Annotated in this window: 19 protein-coding genes and 1 pseudogene; 12 read left to right on the forward strand and 8 right to left on the reverse strand. The window is 72.0% G+C overall.

Going from position 1 to position 19463, the window contains the following annotated elements; translation table 11 throughout:
• Positions 1-26 precede the first annotated feature (26 nt).
• From O7634_RS24840 to prcA, 6 genes are all read left to right on the forward strand, one after another.
• Positions 27-2036: a hypothetical protein gene (locus O7634_RS24840; RefSeq protein ID WP_278152539.1), complete on the forward strand. Its 2010-nt coding sequence runs from the start codon at positions 27-29 to the stop codon at positions 2034-2036.
• Between the two features lie 110 nt (positions 2037-2146).
• Positions 2147-3664: a depupylase/deamidase Dop gene (dop, locus tag O7634_RS24845; RefSeq protein WP_347404280.1), complete on the forward strand. Its 1518-nt coding sequence runs from the start codon at positions 2147-2149 to the stop codon at positions 3662-3664.
• Between the two features lie 104 nt (positions 3665-3768).
• Positions 3769-3984, forward strand: a complete 216-nt coding sequence (locus O7634_RS24850; protein ID WP_278152540.1) for a ubiquitin-like protein Pup — start codon at positions 3769-3771, stop codon at positions 3982-3984.
• Between the two features lie 20 nt (positions 3985-4004).
• Positions 4005-4691 carry an endonuclease VII domain-containing protein gene (locus O7634_RS24855; RefSeq protein ID WP_278152541.1) on the forward strand — a complete coding sequence of 229 codons (687 nt, stop codon included), beginning with the start codon at positions 4005-4007 and terminating at the stop codon, positions 4689-4691.
• Entirely contained in the window at positions 4610-5449 is an 840-nt protein-coding gene (gene prcB, locus O7634_RS24860; RefSeq protein ID WP_278152542.1) for a proteasome subunit beta, read from the forward strand. Before O7634_RS24855 ends, prcB begins: the two co-directional genes overlap by 82 nt.
• 61 nt (positions 5450-5510) lie before the next feature.
• Positions 5511-6332, forward strand: coding sequence for a proteasome subunit alpha (gene prcA, locus O7634_RS24865; protein ID WP_278152543.1), 822 nt, complete (start codon positions 5511-5513; stop codon positions 6330-6332).
• A gap of 137 nt (positions 6333-6469) precedes the next feature.
• On the opposite strand, the gene O7634_RS24870 is transcribed toward prcA, so the two are convergent.
• From O7634_RS24870 to rfbB, 6 genes are read right to left on the reverse strand one after another with little or no spacing between them, the layout of a single operon-like run.
• The gene (locus O7634_RS24870; protein WP_278152544.1) at positions 6470-7498 is read right to left on the reverse strand and encodes a glycosyltransferase family 2 protein; all 1029 of its coding nucleotides are present in this window, start codon (positions 7496-7498) and stop codon (positions 6470-6472) included.
• Positions 7495-8805 carry a polysaccharide biosynthesis protein gene (locus tag O7634_RS24875; RefSeq protein ID WP_278152545.1) on the reverse strand — a complete coding sequence of 437 codons (1311 nt, stop codon included), beginning with the start codon at positions 8803-8805 and terminating at the stop codon, positions 7495-7497. Before O7634_RS24875 ends, O7634_RS24870 begins: the two co-directional genes overlap by 4 nt.
• Positions 8802-9503, reverse strand: coding sequence for a glycosyltransferase family 2 protein (locus O7634_RS24880; RefSeq protein ID WP_278152546.1), 702 nt, complete (start codon positions 9501-9503; stop codon positions 8802-8804). The genes O7634_RS24875 and O7634_RS24880 overlap by 4 nt, the downstream gene beginning before the upstream one ends.
• On the reverse strand, positions 9496-9867 hold the full coding sequence (locus O7634_RS24885; RefSeq protein ID WP_278152547.1) for a DUF2304 domain-containing protein: 372 nt from the start codon (positions 9865-9867) through the stop codon (positions 9496-9498). Before O7634_RS24885 ends, O7634_RS24880 begins: the two co-directional genes overlap by 8 nt.
• A complete protein-coding gene (rfbD, locus tag O7634_RS24890; RefSeq protein ID WP_278152548.1) occupies positions 9864-10751 on the reverse strand; it encodes a dTDP-4-dehydrorhamnose reductase in 888 nt (295 codons plus the stop codon). Before rfbD ends, O7634_RS24885 begins: the two co-directional genes overlap by 4 nt.
• The gene (gene rfbB / locus O7634_RS24895) at positions 10748-11749 is read right to left on the reverse strand and encodes a dTDP-glucose 4,6-dehydratase (RefSeq protein ID WP_278152549.1); all 1002 of its coding nucleotides are present in this window, start codon (positions 11747-11749) and stop codon (positions 10748-10750) included. The genes rfbD and rfbB overlap by 4 nt, the downstream gene beginning before the upstream one ends.
• Before the next feature lie 75 nt (positions 11750-11824).
• Between rfbB and rfbA the strand changes: the two genes are divergently transcribed.
• From rfbA to O7634_RS24915, 4 genes are all read left to right on the forward strand, one after another.
• On the forward strand, positions 11825-12712 hold the full coding sequence (gene rfbA / locus O7634_RS24900; RefSeq protein WP_278152550.1) for a glucose-1-phosphate thymidylyltransferase RfbA: 888 nt from the start codon (positions 11825-11827) through the stop codon (positions 12710-12712).
• Complete coding sequence (locus tag O7634_RS24905; RefSeq protein ID WP_278152551.1) at positions 12709-13332, forward strand: dTDP-4-dehydrorhamnose 3,5-epimerase family protein; 624 nt, start codon at positions 12709-12711, stop codon at positions 13330-13332. The genes rfbA and O7634_RS24905 overlap by 4 nt, the downstream gene beginning before the upstream one ends.
• Before the next feature lie 68 nt (positions 13333-13400).
• Positions 13401-14759, forward strand: coding sequence for a Pup--protein ligase (gene pafA / locus O7634_RS24910; protein WP_278152552.1), 1359 nt, complete (start codon positions 13401-13403; stop codon positions 14757-14759).
• Positions 14760-14827: 68 nt separating this feature from the next.
• Complete coding sequence (locus O7634_RS24915) at positions 14828-15022, forward strand: hypothetical protein (protein ID WP_278152553.1); 195 nt, start codon at positions 14828-14830, stop codon at positions 15020-15022.
• Between the two features lie 163 nt (positions 15023-15185).
• On the opposite strand, the pseudogene O7634_RS24920 reads toward O7634_RS24915, so the two are convergent.
• Positions 15186-16256 (reverse strand): annotated as a pseudogene (locus O7634_RS24920) (DUF3866 family protein); the annotation flags it as partial.
• 59 nt (positions 16257-16315) lie between these two features.
• Entirely contained in the window at positions 16316-17299 is a 984-nt protein-coding gene (locus tag O7634_RS24925) for a cation diffusion facilitator family transporter (RefSeq protein WP_278152554.1), read from the reverse strand.
• Positions 17300-17417: 118 nt separating this feature from the next.
• On the opposite strand from O7634_RS24925, the gene O7634_RS24930 reads away from it, so the two are divergent.
• Both O7634_RS24930 and O7634_RS24935 read left to right on the forward strand, forming a co-directional pair.
• Positions 17418-18416 carry a WYL domain-containing protein gene (locus O7634_RS24930; RefSeq protein WP_278152555.1) on the forward strand — a complete coding sequence of 333 codons (999 nt, stop codon included), beginning with the start codon at positions 17418-17420 and terminating at the stop codon, positions 18414-18416.
• Positions 18413-19462, forward strand: coding sequence for a YafY family protein (locus O7634_RS24935; protein WP_278152556.1), 1050 nt, complete (start codon positions 18413-18415; stop codon positions 19460-19462). Before O7634_RS24930 ends, O7634_RS24935 begins: the two co-directional genes overlap by 4 nt.
• Position 19463: the final 1 nt, after the last annotated feature.

Below are 19463 nucleotides of genomic sequence, written 5' to 3' on the forward strand. Positions count from 1 at the left end.
TGCCGACCTACCGAACGAGGACGACCGTGCGTGCCGAGATCACCGCGCAACTACCAGCAGTGTCAGGCCGCACGGAAGACCCGGAACCGGTAACCGCCACGACGCCCGCCCGACGCCCCGGCCCCGGCCTGATCCTCGGTGCCCTGCTCGCCAGTTGGCTCGTTCCCGTCGCCGCGACCGCCGTGCACGCCGCCTGGCTGCTGCCACCGATCGTCCTGCTCGCCACGGCCAGCCTGCTGCGCTCCGGCCGCGCCCTGCTCGACCGGATCATGCTCGCCCTGGCGTTGCTCGCCGGCCTCACCTGCGCCGTCGGGCTCCTCTTCACCGTCTGGCCCTGGGGTCTGCACCCGGTGCCGGTCAGCGGCCTGGCGTTCACCGTGCTCACCGGGGCCGCCGTGCTGTCCCACCGCGCCCCCCGGCTGCCCCGCCCCGGCTGGTCCGACCTGGCCTCGCTCGCCGTCCCGGCCCTCGCCGCCGGCTACCTCGCCATCCCGTACCTGCGGGCCGACACCTTCGGTCAGCGACTCAACCTCGCCATGGTCGGCGAGGACAACGGCCGTCACCCCGTGCTGGTCGACGTCATCGGCCGAGTCGGCGGATACCTCTTCCTCGACCCCGACGCCGCCCGCGAGCAGATCTTCTCCCAACTCGTGCACTACCCGCAGGGGTGGCACCTCACCACCGCCCTGCTCGACGGTTTCCTGCGCAGCGCGGGCGCCCCGCCCACCGGGGCGCAGCTCATGGACCACTACGTGCTCTGGTGCCTGGCCACCTTCGGGCTGCTGGTGCTCGCGCTGGTCTGGGCCGCCCAGCACGTCGCCGGCCCGCTGCACCCACTGCGCCGCGTGGTCCTCATCATCGGCGTGACCGCGCTCGTCCTCGGCACCGAACTGCCCCGGCTGCTGGTCGCCGGCTACCCCAGTGAGGCGTTCGGTCTCAGCCTCGCCGTGGTCCTCGTCGCCCTCGTGGCCCGCCCGCTGCACCGGTTGCGCGAACAACTCGTCCTCGTCGGGGCGCTGCTGATCGGCATCGGCTTCAGCTACTACCTCTTTCTCTTCCCGACCGGGGCCATGGTGCTCTGCTGGCTGATCGCCGACCGGCGTCGACTGCGCACCCGCCCCGGCACCGTCGCCGTCGTCGCCGTCCTCACCGCCGCCCTGGCCCCGCTGGTCGCGGCGCTCGGCGTCCTCGTCGCCGGCCAGAGCGAGGCGCTCGCCGCCCCCGGCGGCACACCGCCGGTCGAGACCTACAACGCCATGCTCGGGCTCGGCGCGCTCGTCGTCGCCGCCGTCCTCGTCCGGACCAACCTCGCCGAGTCCACCTGGCGGCGCTACCTCGTCGTGCTGGCCGTCGCGCTGGTCTTCTCCGCCGGCATCGCCGGCGTCAACCTCGCCAACGGCACCCAACCCGCCTACTACTTCGGCAAGACCGCCCACCTGGTCATCGTCGTGCTCACCATGGGCGCGGCCGCGCTCGCCCGACTGCTCCCGACGCCACCCGACCCGAGCGCCGACGGCGAACCGCGCCGCCGCCCGATCAGCGGGGTCATCCCCGCCGTCGCCACCGCCGCCCTGGTGACACTCGCCGTGCTCGCCGGCACCGGCCTGCTCGGCTGGACCGGTGGCTACTTCCACCGCAACGACAGCAACGGCACCTGGGCCTCGGACTGGGCCGACCGGGACGTACGGGCGGTCTCCCGCAGCGCGTCGGTCACCAACACCGCCTACCGAAACTATCCGGCGATCCCCGGCACCGTCACCCTGGTCCTCGACAAGCAGGGCCTGCAGGGCTACCGGGAGTCGATCTTCCTGTCCGCGATGCAGGGGACCAGCGCCCAGACCGAACCCGGCATCTACTTCCCGATCTACGACGAGCCCGCCCGGACCGCCGAGATCCTGCGCCGCGTACCCCGCCCACTGCGCCTCATCGTCGCCGACCCGGCAGCCCAGCGGGCCATCGACGGCGCGCTCACCGCCGACCCGGCCCTGCGCGACGGCCTCACCGTGGTACCGCTCAAGCCCACCACGCCCCGGTAGCCGCGCCGCGCCGACCCACAGGGTCGCGCGGCGCGGCATCGCGCAGACTAGTCTCGATGGTGTGAGCGGCGGGCACGCCGGCTCCGTGGGCGAGCGAAGCGAGTGGTCGCATGACGGTACGTCGGATCATGGGCACCGAGGTCGAGTACGGCATCTCCGTGCCCGGTCAGGCCGGAGCCAACCCGATGGTCACCTCATCGCAGGTGGTCAACGCCTATGGGGCGCGCCCCGAACTCAACCGGGGCGGGCGGGCCCGGTGGGACTACGAGGAAGAGTCGCCGCTGCGCGACGCGAGAGGCTTCACCTACTCCGGCGCCGCGTACGACCCCGCCGAGGCGCTCGCCGACGAGGACCTCGGCCTGGCCAACGTGATACTCACCAACGGGGCCCGGCTCTACGTCGACCACGCCCACCCCGAATACTCCACCCCCGAGGTCACCACACCCCGCGACGTGGTGCGCTGGGACAAGGCCGGCGAGCGGGTGATGGCCGAGGCGTCCCGCCGCGCCGCCACCATTCCCGGCAGCCAGCCGATCCACCTCTACAAGAACAACACCGACAACAAGGGCGCCAGCTACGGTGCCCACGAAAACTATCTGATGCGCCGCCAGACGCCGTTCGCCGACATCGTGGCGTACCTGACGCCCTTCTTCGTCACCCGGCAGATCGTCTGCGGCGCGGGACGCGTCGGGATCGGGCAGGACGGCGGCCAGAGCGGTTTCCAGATCTCCCAGCGCGCCGACTTCTTCGAGGTCGAGGTCGGCCTGGAGACCACCCTCAAGCGCCCGATCATCAACACCCGCGACGAGCCGCATGCCGACGCCGACAAATACCGTCGGCTGCACGTCATCATCGGCGACGCCAACCTCTCCGAGATCTCCACCTACCTCAAGGTCGGCGCCACAGCGCTGATCCTCACCATGATCGAGGAGAAGGCGCTCGGTGGCGACCTGGGCATCGCCGACCCGGTCAGCGAGCTGCGCGCCGTCAGCCACGACCCGAGCCTGACGCACCGCATGCGTCTGCGTGACGGCCGCCGGCTCACCGCGCTCGACCTCCAGTGGGCCTATCTGGAGCGGGTCCGGTCCTTTGTCGACGACCGGTACGGCGCCGACGCCGACGAGCAGACCGTCGACGTGCTCAACCGCTGGGAGAGCGTCCTCGACCGGCTGGGGCGCGACCCGATGCTCTGTGCCGACGAGTTGGACTGGGTGGCCAAGCTGCGGCTGTTGGAGGGCTACCGGGAGCGGGAGAAGCTCGGCTGGGGCTCGCACAAGCTCCAACTGGTCGACCTGCAATACTCCGACGTCCGACCGGAGAAGGGCCTCTACCACCGCCTGGTCAGCCGGGGAGCGATGAAGACGCTGCTCACCGACGACGAGACCCGCACCGCCATGACCGAGCCCCCGGAGGACACCAGGGCCTACTTCCGTGGCCGCTGCCTGGCGCAGTACGCCTCCGAGGTGGTCGCCGCGAGCTGGGACTCGGTGATCTTCGACGTGGGTCGGGAGTCGCTGGTGCGGGTGCCGATGATGGAGCCGGAGCGGGGCACCCGCGCACACGTCGGGGCGCTGTTCGACCGCTGCGCCAGCGCCAAGGACCTCCTGGAGACGCTGACCGGCGGCTGATCCAAGATTTCGAAGCCCGTCGTGTGCCGCAAGCCGGCGCGCGGCGGGCTTTTCGTCGCTCGCGCGAGGTAAGTTCATCGCAGACGATCGTGGAGGAGGCAGCAGTGGCCACTCATGACAGCGGCGGCCAGTCGCAGTCCGGCAAGTCCCGTCAGGGCGAGGAGATCGAGGACGTCACCACCGAGGTCAACCCCGAGGTGGCCGAGCGGCACGCCGAGATCACCGAGGACGTCGACGACCTGCTCGACGAGATCGACTCGGTCCTCGAGGAAAACGCAGAAGAATTCGTGAGGGGTTACGTACAAAAAGGAGGTCAGTGAGCATATAGGGTAATTCGGACATGGCTCGGGTCAATGATGACCGCGACGGGCGCCGTCGCTGCCGCGACTGCAGCGAATGGAAACCGCTCGATCAGTTCTGTGCGAATTCGAAGCGGCCGGATGGGCGGGGCAGCTATTGCAAGCCCTGCTCCAACGAGCGGTCCAAGGCAAGCTACGCGCGTCGAGTGAAGGCAAAGTTCGACCGTGCGGTGCGACCCGGCCGAGTCGTGCCGGAGGGACACAAATTCTGTCCGGCTTGCGATGCGGTCAAGTCGTTCGAAGCTTTTCCCCGCAACCGTGCGGATGCCTCCGGTTACGCGACCTATTGCAAGCCCTGCCACAACACCAAGACCAGAGAGACGAAGGACCGGCTGTACGGGGGCAACCGCGAGTACCACCTACGGCGGCGGTACGGCGTGGGGGAGAAGGAGTTTCAGGAGCTCCTGGCCGAGCAGGGCGGGGTCTGTGCCATCTGTGGGGGCGCGGACCCACAACATCTGGACCACGATCATCGCACCGGATGGGTGCGCGGGATACTCTGCTTCAACTGCAACGGTGGTCTTGGCCAGTTCCGTGACAGTCCCACGAGGCTGGCCAGGGCGATCACGTACCTGAGAGGAACCACGTGGCAGCGGGCTTTGATCCATCCGGGCGTCTACCAGATGTGTTCACCAACGCGGGGACGTCCTCCTTCACGACGTTCCTGAGTCGGGTGGCCCCCGAGATGCTGCCCGGTCGGCGAGCGCTGCCGCCGGGCATGGCCGCCGACCTGGCGCCGCACGCGACCACCATCGTGGCCATCGCGGCCGCCGAGGGTGTGGTGATGGCCGGCGACCGGCGGGCGACGATGGGCAACCTGATCGCCCAGCGCGACATCGAGAAGGTGCACCCGGCGGACGCGTACTCGCTGGTCGGCATCGCGGGCACCGCGGGCATCGGGATCGAGCTGATGCGGCTGTTCCAGGTCGAGCTGGAGCACTACGAGAAGATCGAGGGCGCGATGCTCTCGCTGGACGGCAAGGCCAACCGGTTGGCCTCGATGATCCGGGGCAACCTGGGCGCGGCCATGCAGGGGCTGGCCGTGGTGCCGCTCTTCGCCGGCTTCGATTTGGCCGCCGCCGACCCGGCGCGGGCCGGCCGGATCTTCAGCTTCGACGTGACCGGTGGCCCGTACGAGGAGACCGGCTACGACGCGATCGGCTCCGGCTCGCTGTTCGCGAAGTCCGCCCTGAAGAAGCGGTTCCGGGCCGGTCTGTCGGTCGCCGACGCGACGCGGCTCGCGGTCGAGGCGCTCTACGACGCGGCCGACGACGACACCGCGACGGGTGGTCCGGACCTGACCAGGCGGATCTACCCGGTGGTGATGACCGCGACCGCCGAGGGCACCTACCGGCTCACCGACGCCGAGACGGCGGCGATCGCCGAGAGCGTGGTCTCCGGTCGGATGGAGAACCCGGGCGGTTGAGCCCCGCCCACCCCCACCAACCAGCAGTCGTCAGCACAGCGCCGTAAGGAGAACCGCCGCCGTGGCCATGCAGTTCTACGCCTCGCCCGAACAGATCATGCGCGACCGTTCCGAGCTGGCCCGAAAGGGCATCGCCCGGGGGCGCAGCGCGGTGGTCCTGAGCTACTCCGGCGGGGTGCTCTTCGTCGCGGAGAACCTCTCCAGCGCCCTGCACAAGGTCAGTGAGATCTACGACCGGATCGGCTTCGCCGCCGTCGGCCGGTACAACGAGTTCGAGAACCTGCGTCGGGCCGGCGTGCGGATGGCCGACCTGAACGGGCTGAGCTACGACCGCCGGGACGTGACCGGCCGGGCGCTGGCGAACGCGTTCGCGCAGACCCTGGGCGCGATCTTCACCGAGCAGTCGAAGCCGTTCGAGGTGGAGATCTGCGTGGCGGAGGTCGGGGCCACCGCCGACGACGACGAGTTGTACCGGCTCACGTACGACGGTTCGGTCAACGACGAGCCGGGGCGGATGGCGATGGGTGGCCAGGCCGAGGCGATCACCGGGGTGCTGAAGTCGAACCACCGGGCGGACATGTCGCTCGGTGAGGCGGTGAAGGTCGCGGTGCAGGCGTTGGGCAGCGCCGGTGGCGAGGGTGGTGCGGCGCGGACGATCGCGGCGGACCAGCTCGAGGTGGCGGTGCTGGACCGGCAGCGGATCGGCCGGACGTTCCGGCGGATCACCGGGGCCGCGCTGACCGCGCTGTTGGACGGCAAGGATGCCCCGGCGGCGAGCGCCGAGCGGGACACGCCCACGGTGCCGACCGCTGAGGCGGGTAAGCCGACCAGCTCGGCGGGCTCGGCGGACCTGGAGGATCGTCCGGGGCAGGCCGACAGCTGATCGGGTGACGAGCGAAGCGCCGGGGTCCGCGTGCGGCGGGCCCCGGCGCTTGTCGTCTGTGCCAAACCGGCGGCGCTGTCCGGACAGCGCCGCCCACCCGGCCGGCGGACGTCGGCCGGGTCAGCAGGCGGGCCGGGTCAGCGGCGTTGCAGCAGCGGTCGGGCGAGAGCCCAGTAGCCGGCGGCGACCGCGTTGAAGACACCCATGCCGGGCGGCGAGTCGACGTTCGAGGGAGCGACCCGGGCGGTCATCAGCTCGGCGACCACGCCGTCGGGCACCGTACGTTCGGTCTGGAGTTGACGGCGGCGGGCGCGGACCCAGGCCCGGTTGCGCCACAGCCAGCCCCAGCCGCGGGTCTTCTGCCTGGTCCAGCCGCCGGCGAGCGCGGCGGCGAACATGGCGGCCTCGGTGAGCAGCAGCATCGGGGCGAGCACCACCAGCGTCCGGGTCTGGTACGCGGTGAGCAGCGTGACCAGCCGGTTGCGTTCCACCAGGTAGAGCTTCAGGTCGTTGCGGGAGAACTCGTAGTGGTGGCGGACGACGGCGTCGGGGACGTACTCCAGGCGTAGGCCGCGCTGCCAGAGCCGCAGGCTGAGTTCGGTGTCCTCGTGGTACGCGAAGTACTCGGCGGCGAAGCCGTCGAGCTCCTGCCAACGCTGCCGGCTGATCACGAAGCAGCAGCCGCTGAGCGACGGCACGCTGGTGCGGACGGCGTGCGCGGTGGCGGGCTCGCCGTTGCCGCCGGCCCAGGACAGCCCGGTGAAGTGCAGGGGGTTGCCGGAGGTGTTGATCAGCTGCGGGTTGTCGGCGAGGCGGATCGAGGACATGGCGGCGCCGACGCCGGGTTCGGCGGCGACCGCGACGGTCTTGGCGAGGGCGTCCGGGGCGACGATGGCGTCGGAGTTGACGAAGGCGAGCCAGTCTCCGGTGGCCTCGGCGGCGCCGACTCGGCAGCCACCGGAGTAGCCGGTGTTCTCCTCGGGGCGGATCACCCGCACCTGCGGGAAGCCCTTGACGATGTCGATGCCGTCGCCGGTGCAGCCGTTGTCGACGACGACCAGGTCGATGTCGACGTCGGTGCTGGCCAGCACGGACCGGGCGGCGTCGACCAGGTACGGCTCGGCGCCGTAGGCGAGCATCACTGCGGTCACCTGTGGGCGGGTCATCGGATGCCTCCGGATACGGCGGGGGTGACGGCGTCGGCGAGGGACGGGGTGGAGGTGGTGGGTCGGCGGACGCCACCGCGCAGCAGCACCGCCATGGTGGCGGCGACGATGACCGAGCCGATGGCGTACGCCAGCTCGACCCGCAGGACCACCGGGGCGGGAAGCAACGTCACGACGATCAGCGCGGCGACGCCGGCGGTCCAGGCGACGGCCTGGGCCCGGTGCCGGTCGAGGGCGAGCAGGGCCTGGCCGAGCACCATCGCCCACAGGTAGGCGAGGGTGGCGACGCCGAGCCAGGCGAAGTCGCCGTGGCCGAGCACGCCGGGGGCGTCGAACAGGGCGCCGACCAGCCATGGGCCGAGCAGGATGGCGCCGACGGCCCCGGTGAGGCCGAGGGCGGTGACGATGCCGAGGGCCCGGCGCAGCAGGCTGTGGAAGCCGGCCCGGTCCCCGGTGGTGGCGGTGGTGGCCAGGCCGGGCAGCAGGGACGCCTGCATCGAGCCGAAGACGAACAGCGGGATGCGTACCAGCACGAGGGCGGAGAGCAGCGCGCCGGCGGCGGCGGTCTGGGTGGGCGCGAGCAACTGCACGTTGATCACGCCGATGTTGACCACCACCTGGGAGAGCAGGCTGGAGGCGGTGAGCAGGCCGAGGCCGCGCAGCAGGGTGGCCCAGGCCACCGGCGTTCCGCCGCCGATGGCGCGCAGCACCGGGGGCAGTGTGAGCAGGACGCTGGCCAGGGGCGCGGCGACCAGGACGACGCCGTACCAGACGGGGGAGGTCACTCCGGCGAGCCCGAGCAGGGCGACCATGACGATGCGCAGGCCGCCGTCGATGCCGAGTTGGGTGCCGTACCAGGGGAAGAGTTGCAGGCCGGAGAGGACACCGCGGGTGGCGTAGGCGACGGCCATCGCGGCGAGCGCGCCGACGAGCACGGTGACCATGGTGCCGTCGCCGCCGAAGAGTTTGTCGGCGAGGAGGTGCCGCCCGGCGGTGACGGCGAGCACCAGCACGCCGAGTGTCACGGCGGCCACCGTGACACCCCGGGCCAGCACCGGGCCGGGGGTGAGTCCCTGGCTGTGCCGGGCGGCGACGACCCGGGCGACCTCCTGCTCGATCGGCATGAACACGCCGATGCCGAGGGTGAAGACGATCGACCAGAGCACGGACAGGGAGTTGTAGTCGGCGGCGCTGAGGCTGTGGCCGGCGACGGCGAGATGGACGTAGGAGGCGAGGCCGAGAAGACCCAGCCCGGCACCAACAGCGATGGTGCCGGGCGGGATCAGGCTCAGGAGACGACGGATCACCGGCGAATGAGCGCCAGCGTGAGGACGGCGAACGCGCGGCCGAGGTAGATCATCGCGCGGGCGGGGGAGTGGCTGGGCGTGCCGGCCATCCGCTTGCGCATGGCGACCGGCACCTGCTTGATCCGGTAGCCCCGTCGGGCGGTGTGCACCAGCGTCTCCACTGTGTCGCCGAGGTACTCGGCCGGGTACCACCCGGCGAACATCTCGATGACCCGCCGGTTGGCGGCCCGGAACCCGGAGGTGGTGTCGGTGAGCTTGGTGCGCGCGACCCGGGACAGCACGCCGGAGAGCATGATCATCGCCCAGCGGCGGGGGCCGCGGACGTTGTAGTCGCCCTCACCGGCGAACCGGGCGCCGATGACCAGGTCGTTGTCGTCGAGCAGGTCGACGAGCTTCGGCACGTACCGGGGGTCGTGCTGGCCGTCGGCGTCGATCTGGATGGCGACGTCGTAGTCGTTGTCGCGCGCGTAGCGGTAGCCGAGTCGCATGGCGCCGCCGACGCCGAGGTTGTACGGCAGCTTGGCGACGCGGGCGCCGGCGGCCACGGCGACGGCGGCGGTGCGGTCGGTGGAGCCGTCGTCGACGACGAGGACGTCGACGCCGGGCAGTTCGCCGCGGACCTCGCCGACGACGTCGGCGATGGAGCCCGACTCGTTGAGGGCCGGGATGATGATCAGGGTGCGCTTGCCGTTAACCATCGCGGGACACCAGTTCGTCTCGGGCTGCCCGGTCCGCGTCGATCTGCGCGCGGAGCAGGGCGAAATCTTCGGCCAGGGTGCGGGTTTCCTCTTCCAACGCGCTGACCTCCCAGCTCAGGTGCACGCACACGAGCAGCAGGAAGACGATGCCGAGGAAGAGCACCAGGCTGACACCGGAGGCGACGCCGAGGAGCCCAGCGACGCTGTCGAGCAGCCGGGGGAACAGGGACAGCGGGATCACGACGACCAGGACGGCGAGCCAGAGCATGCCGTACTTCTCGCGCAGCTGACGGCGGCGCAGCAGCTCGACGATGGTGCCGAGGAGCAGCAGGCCGGTCAGGCCGGTGACGAGGGTGAGCTTCATGCGACCTTCCACGGGGCGGGTGGAGCGGGGGAGTGGAACGCGTCAACCAGGGCGCTGTGCCAGTCCGGCAGCGGCGGCAGACCGACGGCTGCCCAGCGGCTGTGCCCCAGCACACTGTACGCAGGCCGGGGTGCGGGACGTGGATACCGGTCACTGGTGGTGGGTCGGATCCGGTCCGGGTCCAGCCCGGCCAGCGTGAACGTGGCGCGGGCCAGGCCGTACCAGGTGGTCTGGCCCGCGCAGGTGCCGTGGTAGACCCCGGGCGGGGCCTGCCCGGCCAGCGCGGCGTCGGCGAGCGCGACCAGACGCTCGGCGAGGGCGTACGACCAGGTGGGCTGCCCGTGCTGGTCGTCGACCACGTCGAGGTGCTCGCGCTGGCCGGCGAGCCGGAGCATGGTGGCCACGAAGTTGGGGCCGTGCGCGCCGTACAGCCAGGCGGTGCGCACGACGTACCCGGTGTCGGGCAGCAGTCGCGCGACGGCCTGCTCGCCGACCAGCTTGCCGCGGCCGTACGCGTTGACCGGCGCGGTGGGCGCGTCCTCCGGGTAGGGGGTGTCGGCGTTGCCCGCGAGGACGTAGTCGGTGGAGACCTGGATCAGCCGGGTCCCGTCGGTGGCGCACGCCGCGGCGAGGTTCGCCACGCCCGTGCCGTTGACGGCCGTGGCCGCCGCCTCGTCGGTCTCGGCGCCGTCGACGTTCGTCCAGGCGGCCGCGTTGATGACGAGGTCGTGCCCGGCGACGGCCGCGCGGACCGCCGTCGGGTCGGTGATGTCCAGGTCGCCGCGGGTGGCGGCGGTCACCTTCAGGTCGGACCGGCGGCCCAGCACGGTGACCAGGTCCCGGCCGAGCATGCCGCCCGCGCCGGTGACGAGCAGTCGGGTCATGCCGTCGGGGCGGACTTGAGGGGCTCCCACCAGGTGCGGTTGTCCCGGTACCAGCGGACGGTGTCGGCGAGGCCCTGGTCCAGGGTGATGCTGGGGGTGTAGCCCAGCTCATCGCTGATCTTGGTGATGTCGAGGGAGTAGCGGCGGTCGTGGCCCTTGCGGTCGGTGACCGGGACGACCCGGTCCCAGCCGGCGTCGCAGGCGTCGAGGAGCAGGCCGGTGAGCTCCTTGTTGGTCAGCTCGGTGCCGCCGCCGATGTTGTAGACCTCGCCGGCGCGGCCCTTCTGCTGCACCAGCGCGATGCCCCGGCAGTGGTCGTGCACGTGCAGCCAGTCGCGGATGTTGCCGCCGTCGCCGTAGAGGGGCACGGTGCCGCCGTCGAGCAGGTTGGTGACGAACAGCGGGATGACCTTCTCCGGGAACTGGTACGGGCCGTAGTTGTTGGAGCAGCGGGTGACCACCACGTCCGTGCCGTGGGTGCGGTGGTACGACAGCGCCAGCAGGTCGGAGCCGGCCTTCGACGCCGAGTACGGCGAGTTCGGGGAGAGCGGCCAGGTCTCGGTCCAGGAGCCCTCGTCGATCGAGCCGTAGACCTCGTCGGTGGAGACGTGCACGAACCGGCCGGTGCCGTGGCGCAGCGCGGCGTCGAGCAGCGTCTGGGTGCCCAGCACGTTGGTGGTGACGAACGGCGCGGCGCCGGCGATCGAGCGGTCGACGTGCGACTCGGCGGCGAAGTGCACGATCACGTCGTGGTCGGCGACGACCTCGTCGACGACGACCGGGTCGCAGATGTCGCCCTGCACGAACCGCAGGCGTGGGTCGTTCCGGACTGGCTCGAGGTTGGCCAGGTTGCCCGAGTAGGTCAGCTTGTCGAGCACGGTCACGACCGCCGGCTCGATCGGCGGCACGCCGTCGGCGCTGCCGAGGGGTTTGCCCAGCAACAGGCGCACGTACTCCGACCCGATGAATCCGGCTCCGCCGGTGACGAGGATCCTCACGGGTCCGGAAGTATACGCGACAGCCGGGGTCACACCCGGCACGCGACCCCGCGCCCGTGCCGCTAGGCTTCCCCGGTGCGTGGAATCCTACTTGCCGGCGGCACCGGGTCGCGGCTCTGGCCGATCACCCGGGCGGTCTCGAAGCAGCTGATGCCGGTCTTCGACAAGCCGATGATCTACTACCCGCTCTCCACCCTGGTGATGTCCGGGGTCCGGGAGATCCTGGTGATCACGACTCCGGACGACCAGGACCAGTTCCGTCGCCTGCTCGGCGACGGCAGCCAGTTCGGCCTGCGCCTGGAGTACGCGGCGCAGGAGCGCCCGGAGGGCATCGCCCAGGCGTTCATCCTGGGCGCGGACTTCATCGGCGCCGAGTCGGTGGCGCTGGTGCTCGGCGACAACATCTTCCACGGCGTGGGTCTGGGTCGGCAGCTCGCCGCGCACGGCGAGCCGGTGGGCGGGCGGGTCTTCGCCTACCAGGTGTCCAACCCGCAGGAGTACGGCGTCGTCGACTTCGACGCCGACGGCCGGGTGCTGTCGATCGAGGAGAAGCCGGCCCGGCCGAAGTCCCGCTACGCGGTGCCCGGTCTGTACTTCTACGACAACCGGGTCGTGGACATCGCCCGCAAGCTCACCCCGAGCGCCCGCGGCGAGCTGGAGATCACGGCGGTCAACGAGGTGTACCGGGAGACCGGCGAGCTGTCGGTGACGGTGCTGGACCGGGGGACCGCCTGGCTGGACACCGGCACGTTCACCTCGATGATGCAGGCCGCCGAGTTCGTCCGGGTGGTCGAGGAGCGGCAGGGTCTGAAGATCGGCTGTGTCGAGGAGGTCGCCTGGCGGGCCGGCCTGATCGACGACGCGCAGCTGCGCGCGCTCGCCGAGCCGCTGACCAAGAGCGGCTACGGCGACTACCTGCTCGGTCTGCTGGCCGAGAAGAACGGCGACGGGACGAGCTGGTGAAGATCCGGGAGCTGGGCATCGAGGGCGCCTGGGAGATCACCCCCCAGCAGCACGGCGACCCGCGCGGGATGTTCATGGAGTGGTACCGCTTCGACCGGCTCGCCGAGGCGGTCGGGCATCCGCTGCGGTTGGCTCAGGCCAACCTGTCGGTGTCCGCGCGTGGCGTGGTCCGCGGGGTGCACTTCGCCGACGTCCCGCCCGGGCAGGCGAAGTACGTCACCTGCGTGCGGGGCGCCGTCCTCGACGTGATCGTGGACCTGCGGGTGGGCTCGCCGACCTTCGGCCGGTGGGAGGGCGTCCGACTGGACGACACCGACCGGCGGGCCGTCTACCTCAGCGAGGGCCTCGGGCACGGGTTCTGCGCGCTGACCGACGACGCGACCCTGAGTTACCTCTGCTCGGCCACCTACAACCCGACCGGCGAGCACGCGGTGCACCCGCTCGACGACGAGTTGGGCATCGAGTGGCCGGCCGACGTCCCGCAGCTGTCCGCCCGCGACGACGCGGCGCCGACCCTCGCGCAGGCCCGCGAGCGGGGCCTGCTACCGGAGTACGACGCCTGCCGGCGCTTCGTGGCGACCCTCGGCCCGGACGGAATGTCGCACTCAACCGGTATGTGACAGCGCTCGGAGCACGACCTGTGGTCTGACAGTGACGAACCGACCCTCCGGGCGGCTAATGTCTCACCATGGAGCGGCGAATCTTCGGCCTCGAGACCGAGTACGGCGTCACCTGCACCTATCGCGGGCAGCGACGGCTGTCCCCGGACGAGGTCGCGCGGTATCTGTTCCGCCGCGTGGTGTCCTGGGGCCGGTCGAGCAACGTCTTCCTGCGTAACGGAGCCCGGCTCTACCTGGACGTCGGGTCGCACCCGGAGTACGCGACTCCGGAGTGCGACTCGGTGACCGATCTGGTCGCGCACGACCGGGCCGGCGAACGGATCCTCGAGGGTCTGCTCGTCGACGCCGAGAAGCGGCTGCACGACGAGGGCATCGCGGGTGAGATCTACCTGTTCAAGAACAACACCGACTCGGCCGGCAACTCGTACGGCTGCCACGAGAACTACCTGGTCTCCCGGCACGGCGAGTTCGGCCGGCTCGCCGACGTGCTCATTCCGTTCCTGGTGACCCGGCAGTTGATCTGCGGGGCCGGAAAGGTGCTGCAGACCCCGCGCGGCGCGGTCTACTGCCTGTCGCAGCGGGCCGAACACATCTGGGAGGGCGTCTCCTCGGCGACCACCCGCAGTCGCCCGATCATCAACACCCGCGACGAGCCGCACGCCGACGCCGAGCGCTACCGGCGGCTGCACGTGATCGTCGGCGACTCCAACATGAACGAGGTCACCACGCTGCTCAAGGTCGGCACCGCCGACATCGTGCTGCGGATGATCGAGGCCGGGGTGGTGATGCGCGACCTGTCCCTGGAGAACCCGATCCGGGCCATCCGGGAGGTGTCGCACGACATCACCGGCCGGCGCAAGGTGCGGTTGGCCTCCGGCAAGGAGGTCAGCGCGCTCGACATCCAGCAGGAATACCTGGCCAAGGCCACCGAGTTCGTCGAGCGGCGCGGCGGCGACCAGGCGGCCAAGCGGGTCGTCGAGCTGTGGGGCCGGGTGCTGCACGCCGTCGAGACCGGCGACCTGGAGCCGGTCGCCCGGGAGATCGACTGGGTCAGCAAGCTGCGGCTCATCGAGCGCTACCAGCGCAAGCACGACCTGCCGCTGTCGCATCCCCGGGTGGCGCAGATGGACCTGGCGTACCACGACGTGCGGCGGGGCCGGGGTCTCTACGGGTTGCTGGAGCGTCGGGGCGACGTCGACCGGGTCGCGACCGACCCGGAGATCTTCGAGGCCAAGGAGACCCCGCCGCAGACCACCCGGGCGCGGCTGCGCGGCGAGTTCATCCGGCACGCCCAGGAGAAGCGGCGCGACTTCACCGTCGACTGGGTGCACCTGAAGCTCAACGACCAGGCGCAGCGCACAGTGCTCTGCAAGGACCCGTTCCGGGCGTACGACGAGCGGGTGGAACGGCTGATCGCCAGCATGTGACCGGGTGGGTCGACCCCGGCGGCGGTCCCCGCCGTCGGGGTCGAACGGCCCGGTAGGCTGGGCGCGCCATGACGACATCTGGACCATCCGACCCGACCGACCGCGGCACCGAGCGGCAGAACTGGGTCGAACGCCGGCGCGAGAAGATCCGCGCCGAGATCGAGCGCAACCGGCGCGGCGACTACACCGTGCCGACCTGGGTGCTGGCCCTGGCCCTGGCCCTCATCGTAGGCGGCTGGCTAGCCCTGATCTTCCTCTCCTGACCCCCCACCCCCGCCCGTGCCGCCCCACCCCGCCCAGGCCGAGTTGATCATGAAGTTAGCGCCACGACACGCCGGGCGGACGGGTCATAACTTCATGATCAACGGGGGAGGTGGGGGAGGTGGGGGAGGTGGGGTCGGTGGGGGGACCGGGGGTGGGGGGTGTTGCGGCGTGGCGGCCGGCTGCGGCTGCTGCCAGGAAGTAGGCGTGGTCGGCGTCCAGGCCGCGGCCCATGGTGGACAGTGGCACGGCGCTGGCGCGCAGGGCGGCGTCCAAGCCGTCGGTGGGGACCCGGACGATCCGGTGCCGCGCCGCCAGCGGGGCCAGGGCCGCGTCGACCTCGGCCGCCAGGTCCGCCGCCAGGCCGTCGGGCACCACCAGCTCCGCCGGGGCGAGCGCCACCCGGCCGTACGCGGTGAGGCTGTGGTGCGACACGCCCCGGTGCCGGGGGCGCGGGTCGGCGTTGGAGATGCGCAGCGAGCCGACCGGCCGCCCACCCAGCGTGGCGACGGCGTTGACCGCCTCCCCGACGGCGACGCCGGAGAAACCCCAGCGGGTGCCGGTGCCCAGGTTGCCGGGTCCCTGGGCCACGACGGCGATGTCGGCCTCCAGCACGTGGCGCGCGGCGAGCAGGCCGCCGTGCACAGTGGTGGCCTCCAGGTCACCGCCGAAGGACTGCCCGACGGTGATCGTCCCGACCAGATCGTCGCGCAGCCCGGCGAGGGTCCGGGAGAACCAGGCCGGCAGCGCCCCGCCGTCGGTGAACAGGTACGCCACCCGCGCCCGGGGAGCGTCGGCCCGGATGCCGGCCAGGATCGCCGGCAGCGCCGAGTGCAGGTCGGCGGTGACCACCGGCAGGCCGTTCAGGTCGTCCGCCTCGGCCAGCACGTCGCGGTGCGGGGAGGCCTCCTCGTCGACACCCAGCAGGATCGGCTGCAACGGGGTGTAGCGGGCCTTCACCAGGTGCCCGGCGTCGCGGGTGTCGCCGGCGTCCGGCGGGTCCGGCGGCAGCCGGTCCGGCACCGCCACCACGAGGGCGTACCCGCCGGTGCCCAACCCCATCAGCAGCGCGCCGGCGTTGAGCAGCACCCGGTCGCCGGGCTCGGGAGTGCCGACCAGCTCCGGGTACGCCAGGGCCCGCATCCGCGTGCCGTCGGGCAGGTCGACGTCCAACTCGACCGCCCCGGTCCACTGCCGTCGCAGCCTCGCCACCGTCCCCGTACGCCATCGCACCATGACGGGCACGCTAGCCGCGCGGGCCCGACGGCCCGCGCCCGGGTGCTGCCCGGCGGGGGTCAGGCCGGGTCGGGGCCGGCCTGGGTGTGCCGGGCGTCGCCGGTGACACCGGGCAACGAGCGGGTGGGGTCGAGGAAGACGAAGCGGATCTCCGGGTAGCGGCCGGTGAGCCGTCGTTCGGCCTCGTCGGCGGTGGCCTCGATCTGCGCGCCGGTGGCCTCGTCACGGAAGTCCACCTTCGCGGCGACCAGGATGTCGTCCGGGCCGAGTTGCATGGTCAGCAGGGTGTCGATGCGTTCCACCTCGGGAAGCTCGGCCAGCTCTGCCTCGATCTCGCGCCGCAGCCGTTCCGGAACGGCCCGGCCGACCAGCAGCGACAGGTTGTTGCCGGCGAGGATCCCGGCGACGGTCAGCAGCAGCAGGCCGATCAGGATCGACGCGACACCGTCCCACAGCTCGTCGCCGGTCGCGTGGGACAGGCCGACGCCCAGCCCGGCCAGGACCAGGCCGATCAGGGCCGCGCTGTCCTCCAGGAAGACCGCCTTGACGGTGGTGTCGGCGGTCAGCCGCAGGAACCGTCGCGGCGTGGTCTGCCAGCGCCGCGACTCGCGGCGGACCTGGCGCACGGCGCGGGCCAGCGAGATCGACTCGATGACGAACGACACCGCGAGCACGATGTACGAGATCAGGTAGTCGCCGCTGTGCTCGTGCACCAGGATCGTGGTGACGCCGTGGGTGACGGCGAACCCGGCGCCGGCGACGAAGGTGAACATCGCCGCGAAGAACGCCCAGACGTAGCTCTCCTTGCCGTACCCGAAGGGGTGCCGTTGGTCGGCGGGCCGGGCGCCCCGGCGCAGGGCCTGGAAGAGCAGCACCTCGGTGGTGGTGTCGGCGACCGAGTGGGCCGCCTCGGAGAGCATCGCGGCCGACCCGGAGATCAGCCCGGCGATCAGCTTGGCCACCGCGATGGCGAGATTGGCGGCGCCGGCGACGACGACGGTCCCGACGCTCTCGCTCTCGGGTTTGGCCTGCGCTTGGGGCATGGGGCCCACCCTATGACCGCCGACGGCGACGCGCCGGACGAGACCCGATCCGAACAAGTGTGCGGCACGCCCCGCGTGGGTGCACGGCATCGGCGCGTCGGCTGCTAGCGTCTACCGCGTGTCGCGGACCCGCACCGAACGCCTGGTCAACCTGGTGATCTGCCTGCTGTCCACGCGACGGTTCCTGACCGCCGCGCAGATCGCCGCGACCGTGCCCGGGTACGAGCACGACCCGGACGACGCGCGTGACCACGAGGCGTTCCAACGCAAGTTCGAGCGGGACAAGGCCGAGCTGCGCGAGCTGGGTGTGCCCCTGGAGACCGGCACGGCCAGCGCCTTCGACGCGGAGCCGGGCTACCGGATCGCGCACCGCGAGTACGCGCTGCCCGACATCCTCCTGGAGCCGGACGAGGCCGCCGCCGTGGGCATCGCCGCCCGGCTGTGGCAGCACGCCGGCCTGGCCGCCGCCGCGTCGTCCGGGCTGGCCAAACTCCGCGCCGCCGGGGTCGACGTGGACCCGCAGGCCACCCTCGGCCTGGAGCCGATGGTCACCGTCGACCCGGCCTTCGCGCCGCTGACAGCCGCCGCCCGCGACCGCCGCGAGGTGGGGTTCGACTACCGGGTGCCCGACCGCGACGCGCCCAGCCGGCGGCGGCTGCAACCATGGGGCGTGGTCTGCTGGCGCGGCCGGTGGTATGTGGTCGGCCACGACCAGGACCGGCAGGCCACCCGCTGTTTCCGGCTGTCCCGGGTCGTCGGCCCGGTCCGGGTGACCGGCGCCCCGGGGGCGTACGAGCCGCCGGCCGACGTGGACCTGATCAGCCACGTCGCCCGCTGGTCCGGCCCGGTGGAGCGCACCGGCCGGGCCACCGTCCTGGCCGCGCCGGGGCGCGCCGCCGGGCTGCGCCGCTGGGCGGTCGAGGTGACCACCGGGCCGGACGGCGACCGGCTGGTCCTGCCGTACGCGGACCCGGACGGGCTGGCCGGCCACCTGGTGGGCTACGGCCCGGACGTGCGGGTGCTCGACCCGCCCGAGGTGCGCGAGGCGGTCATCCAACGACTCAAGGAGATCGCCGTCCGACACGACGAGCTGGCCGTCACCGGGGGTGCCCGGTGACCCGCCCGGCCGCCCGCGGCGGCTCCCGCGCGTCCGCCGACCGGCTGGCCCGACTGCTCAACCTGGTGCCCTACCTGCTGGCCCGTCCCGGCATCGAGATCGCCGAGGCGGCCGGCGACCTCGGCGTCACCGAGCGCCAGCTCCGCGAGGACCTGGAGCTGCTCTGGGTGTGTGGTCTGCCCGGGTACGGGCCCGGCGACCTGATCGACATGGCGTTCGACGGTGACCGGGTGACCATCACCTACGACGCCGGCATCGACAGGCCGCTGCGGCTCACCCCGGACGAGGCCCTCGCGCTGGTGGTGGCGCTGCGGATGCTCGCCGAGACGCCCGGGGTCGCCAACCGGGACGCCGTCGAACGGGCCCTCGCCAAGATCGAGGACGCGGGTGACCTGGTGGGCGCGCCGGTGGCGGTCCGACTGCCCGGGGACACCCCGCGGGTCGAGGCGCTGCGCGCCGCCGTGGAGGGCGGCAGGGCGCTGCGGATCACCTACTACACGGCCGCGCGCGACGAGACCACCGAACGCGTCATCGACCCGCTGCGGATGCTGATGGTCGGCGGCCGGGCGTACGTGGAGGCGTGGTGCCGCCGCGCGGAGGCGGTCCGGCTGTTCAGGGCCGACCGCATCGACGCGGTCACCGAGCTGGACGAGCCGGCAGCGGTGCCGCCGCAGGCCGTCCCACATGACCTCACCGAGGGTGTGTTCCGCCCCTCCGCCGACCTGCCGCTGATCACGCTGCGCATCGGTCGGGGCGAGCGGTGGATCACCGAATATTATCCGTGTGAGCGGGTGGAGGCCGGCGACGGCGACCAGTGGCTCGTCTCCCTGCGGGTGACCGACCTGGGGTGGGCCCGCCGGTTCGTGCTCGGCCTCGGCGCCGACGTCACGGTGGTCGCCCCGGTCGAGTTGGCCGAGCAGGTGCGGGCCAGCGCCACCGCCGCCCTGGACGCGTACGCGGTGCCCGCGCCGACGACCACGCCCCGGCGACCCGAGGACGCGCCGTCGGGTGACCGGGCGGTCGCGGGGTCGCACCCAGTAGGCTGAC

This window comes from Micromonospora sp. WMMD1120 (assembly GCF_029626235.1).
Lineage (GTDB): Bacteria > Actinomycetota > Actinomycetes > Mycobacteriales > Micromonosporaceae > Micromonospora.

What these genes read in the sequence shown, in the direction of transcription:
- O7634_RS24925 (WP_278152554.1), bottom strand. Translation starts at nt 17,299, where the DNA reads ATGCCCCAAGCGCAGGCCAAACCCGAGAGCGAGAGCGTCGGGACCGTC.
- O7634_RS24880 (WP_278152546.1), bottom strand. Translation starts at nt 9,503, where the DNA reads ATGGTTAACGGCAAGCGCACCCTGATCATCATCCCGGCCCTCAACGAG.
- O7634_RS24855 (WP_278152541.1), top strand. Translation starts at nt 4,005, where the DNA reads ATGGCTCGGGTCAATGATGACCGCGACGGGCGCCGTCGCTGCCGCGAC.
- O7634_RS24885 (WP_278152547.1), bottom strand. Translation starts at nt 9,867, where the DNA reads ATGAAGCTCACCCTCGTCACCGGCCTGACCGGCCTGCTGCTCCTCGGC.
- dop (WP_347404280.1), top strand. Translation starts at nt 2,147, where the DNA reads ATGACGGTACGTCGGATCATGGGCACCGAGGTCGAGTACGGCATCTCC.
- O7634_RS24870 (WP_278152544.1), bottom strand. Translation starts at nt 7,498, where the DNA reads ATGACCCGCCCACAGGTGACCGCAGTGATGCTCGCCTACGGCGCCGAG.
- rfbD (WP_278152548.1), bottom strand. Translation starts at nt 10,751, where the DNA reads ATGACCCGACTGCTCGTCACCGGCGCGGGCGGCATGCTCGGCCGGGAC.
- pafA (WP_278152552.1), top strand. Translation starts at nt 13,401, where the DNA reads ATGGAGCGGCGAATCTTCGGCCTCGAGACCGAGTACGGCGTCACCTGC.
- O7634_RS24915 (WP_278152553.1), top strand. Translation starts at nt 14,828, where the DNA reads ATGACGACATCTGGACCATCCGACCCGACCGACCGCGGCACCGAGCGG.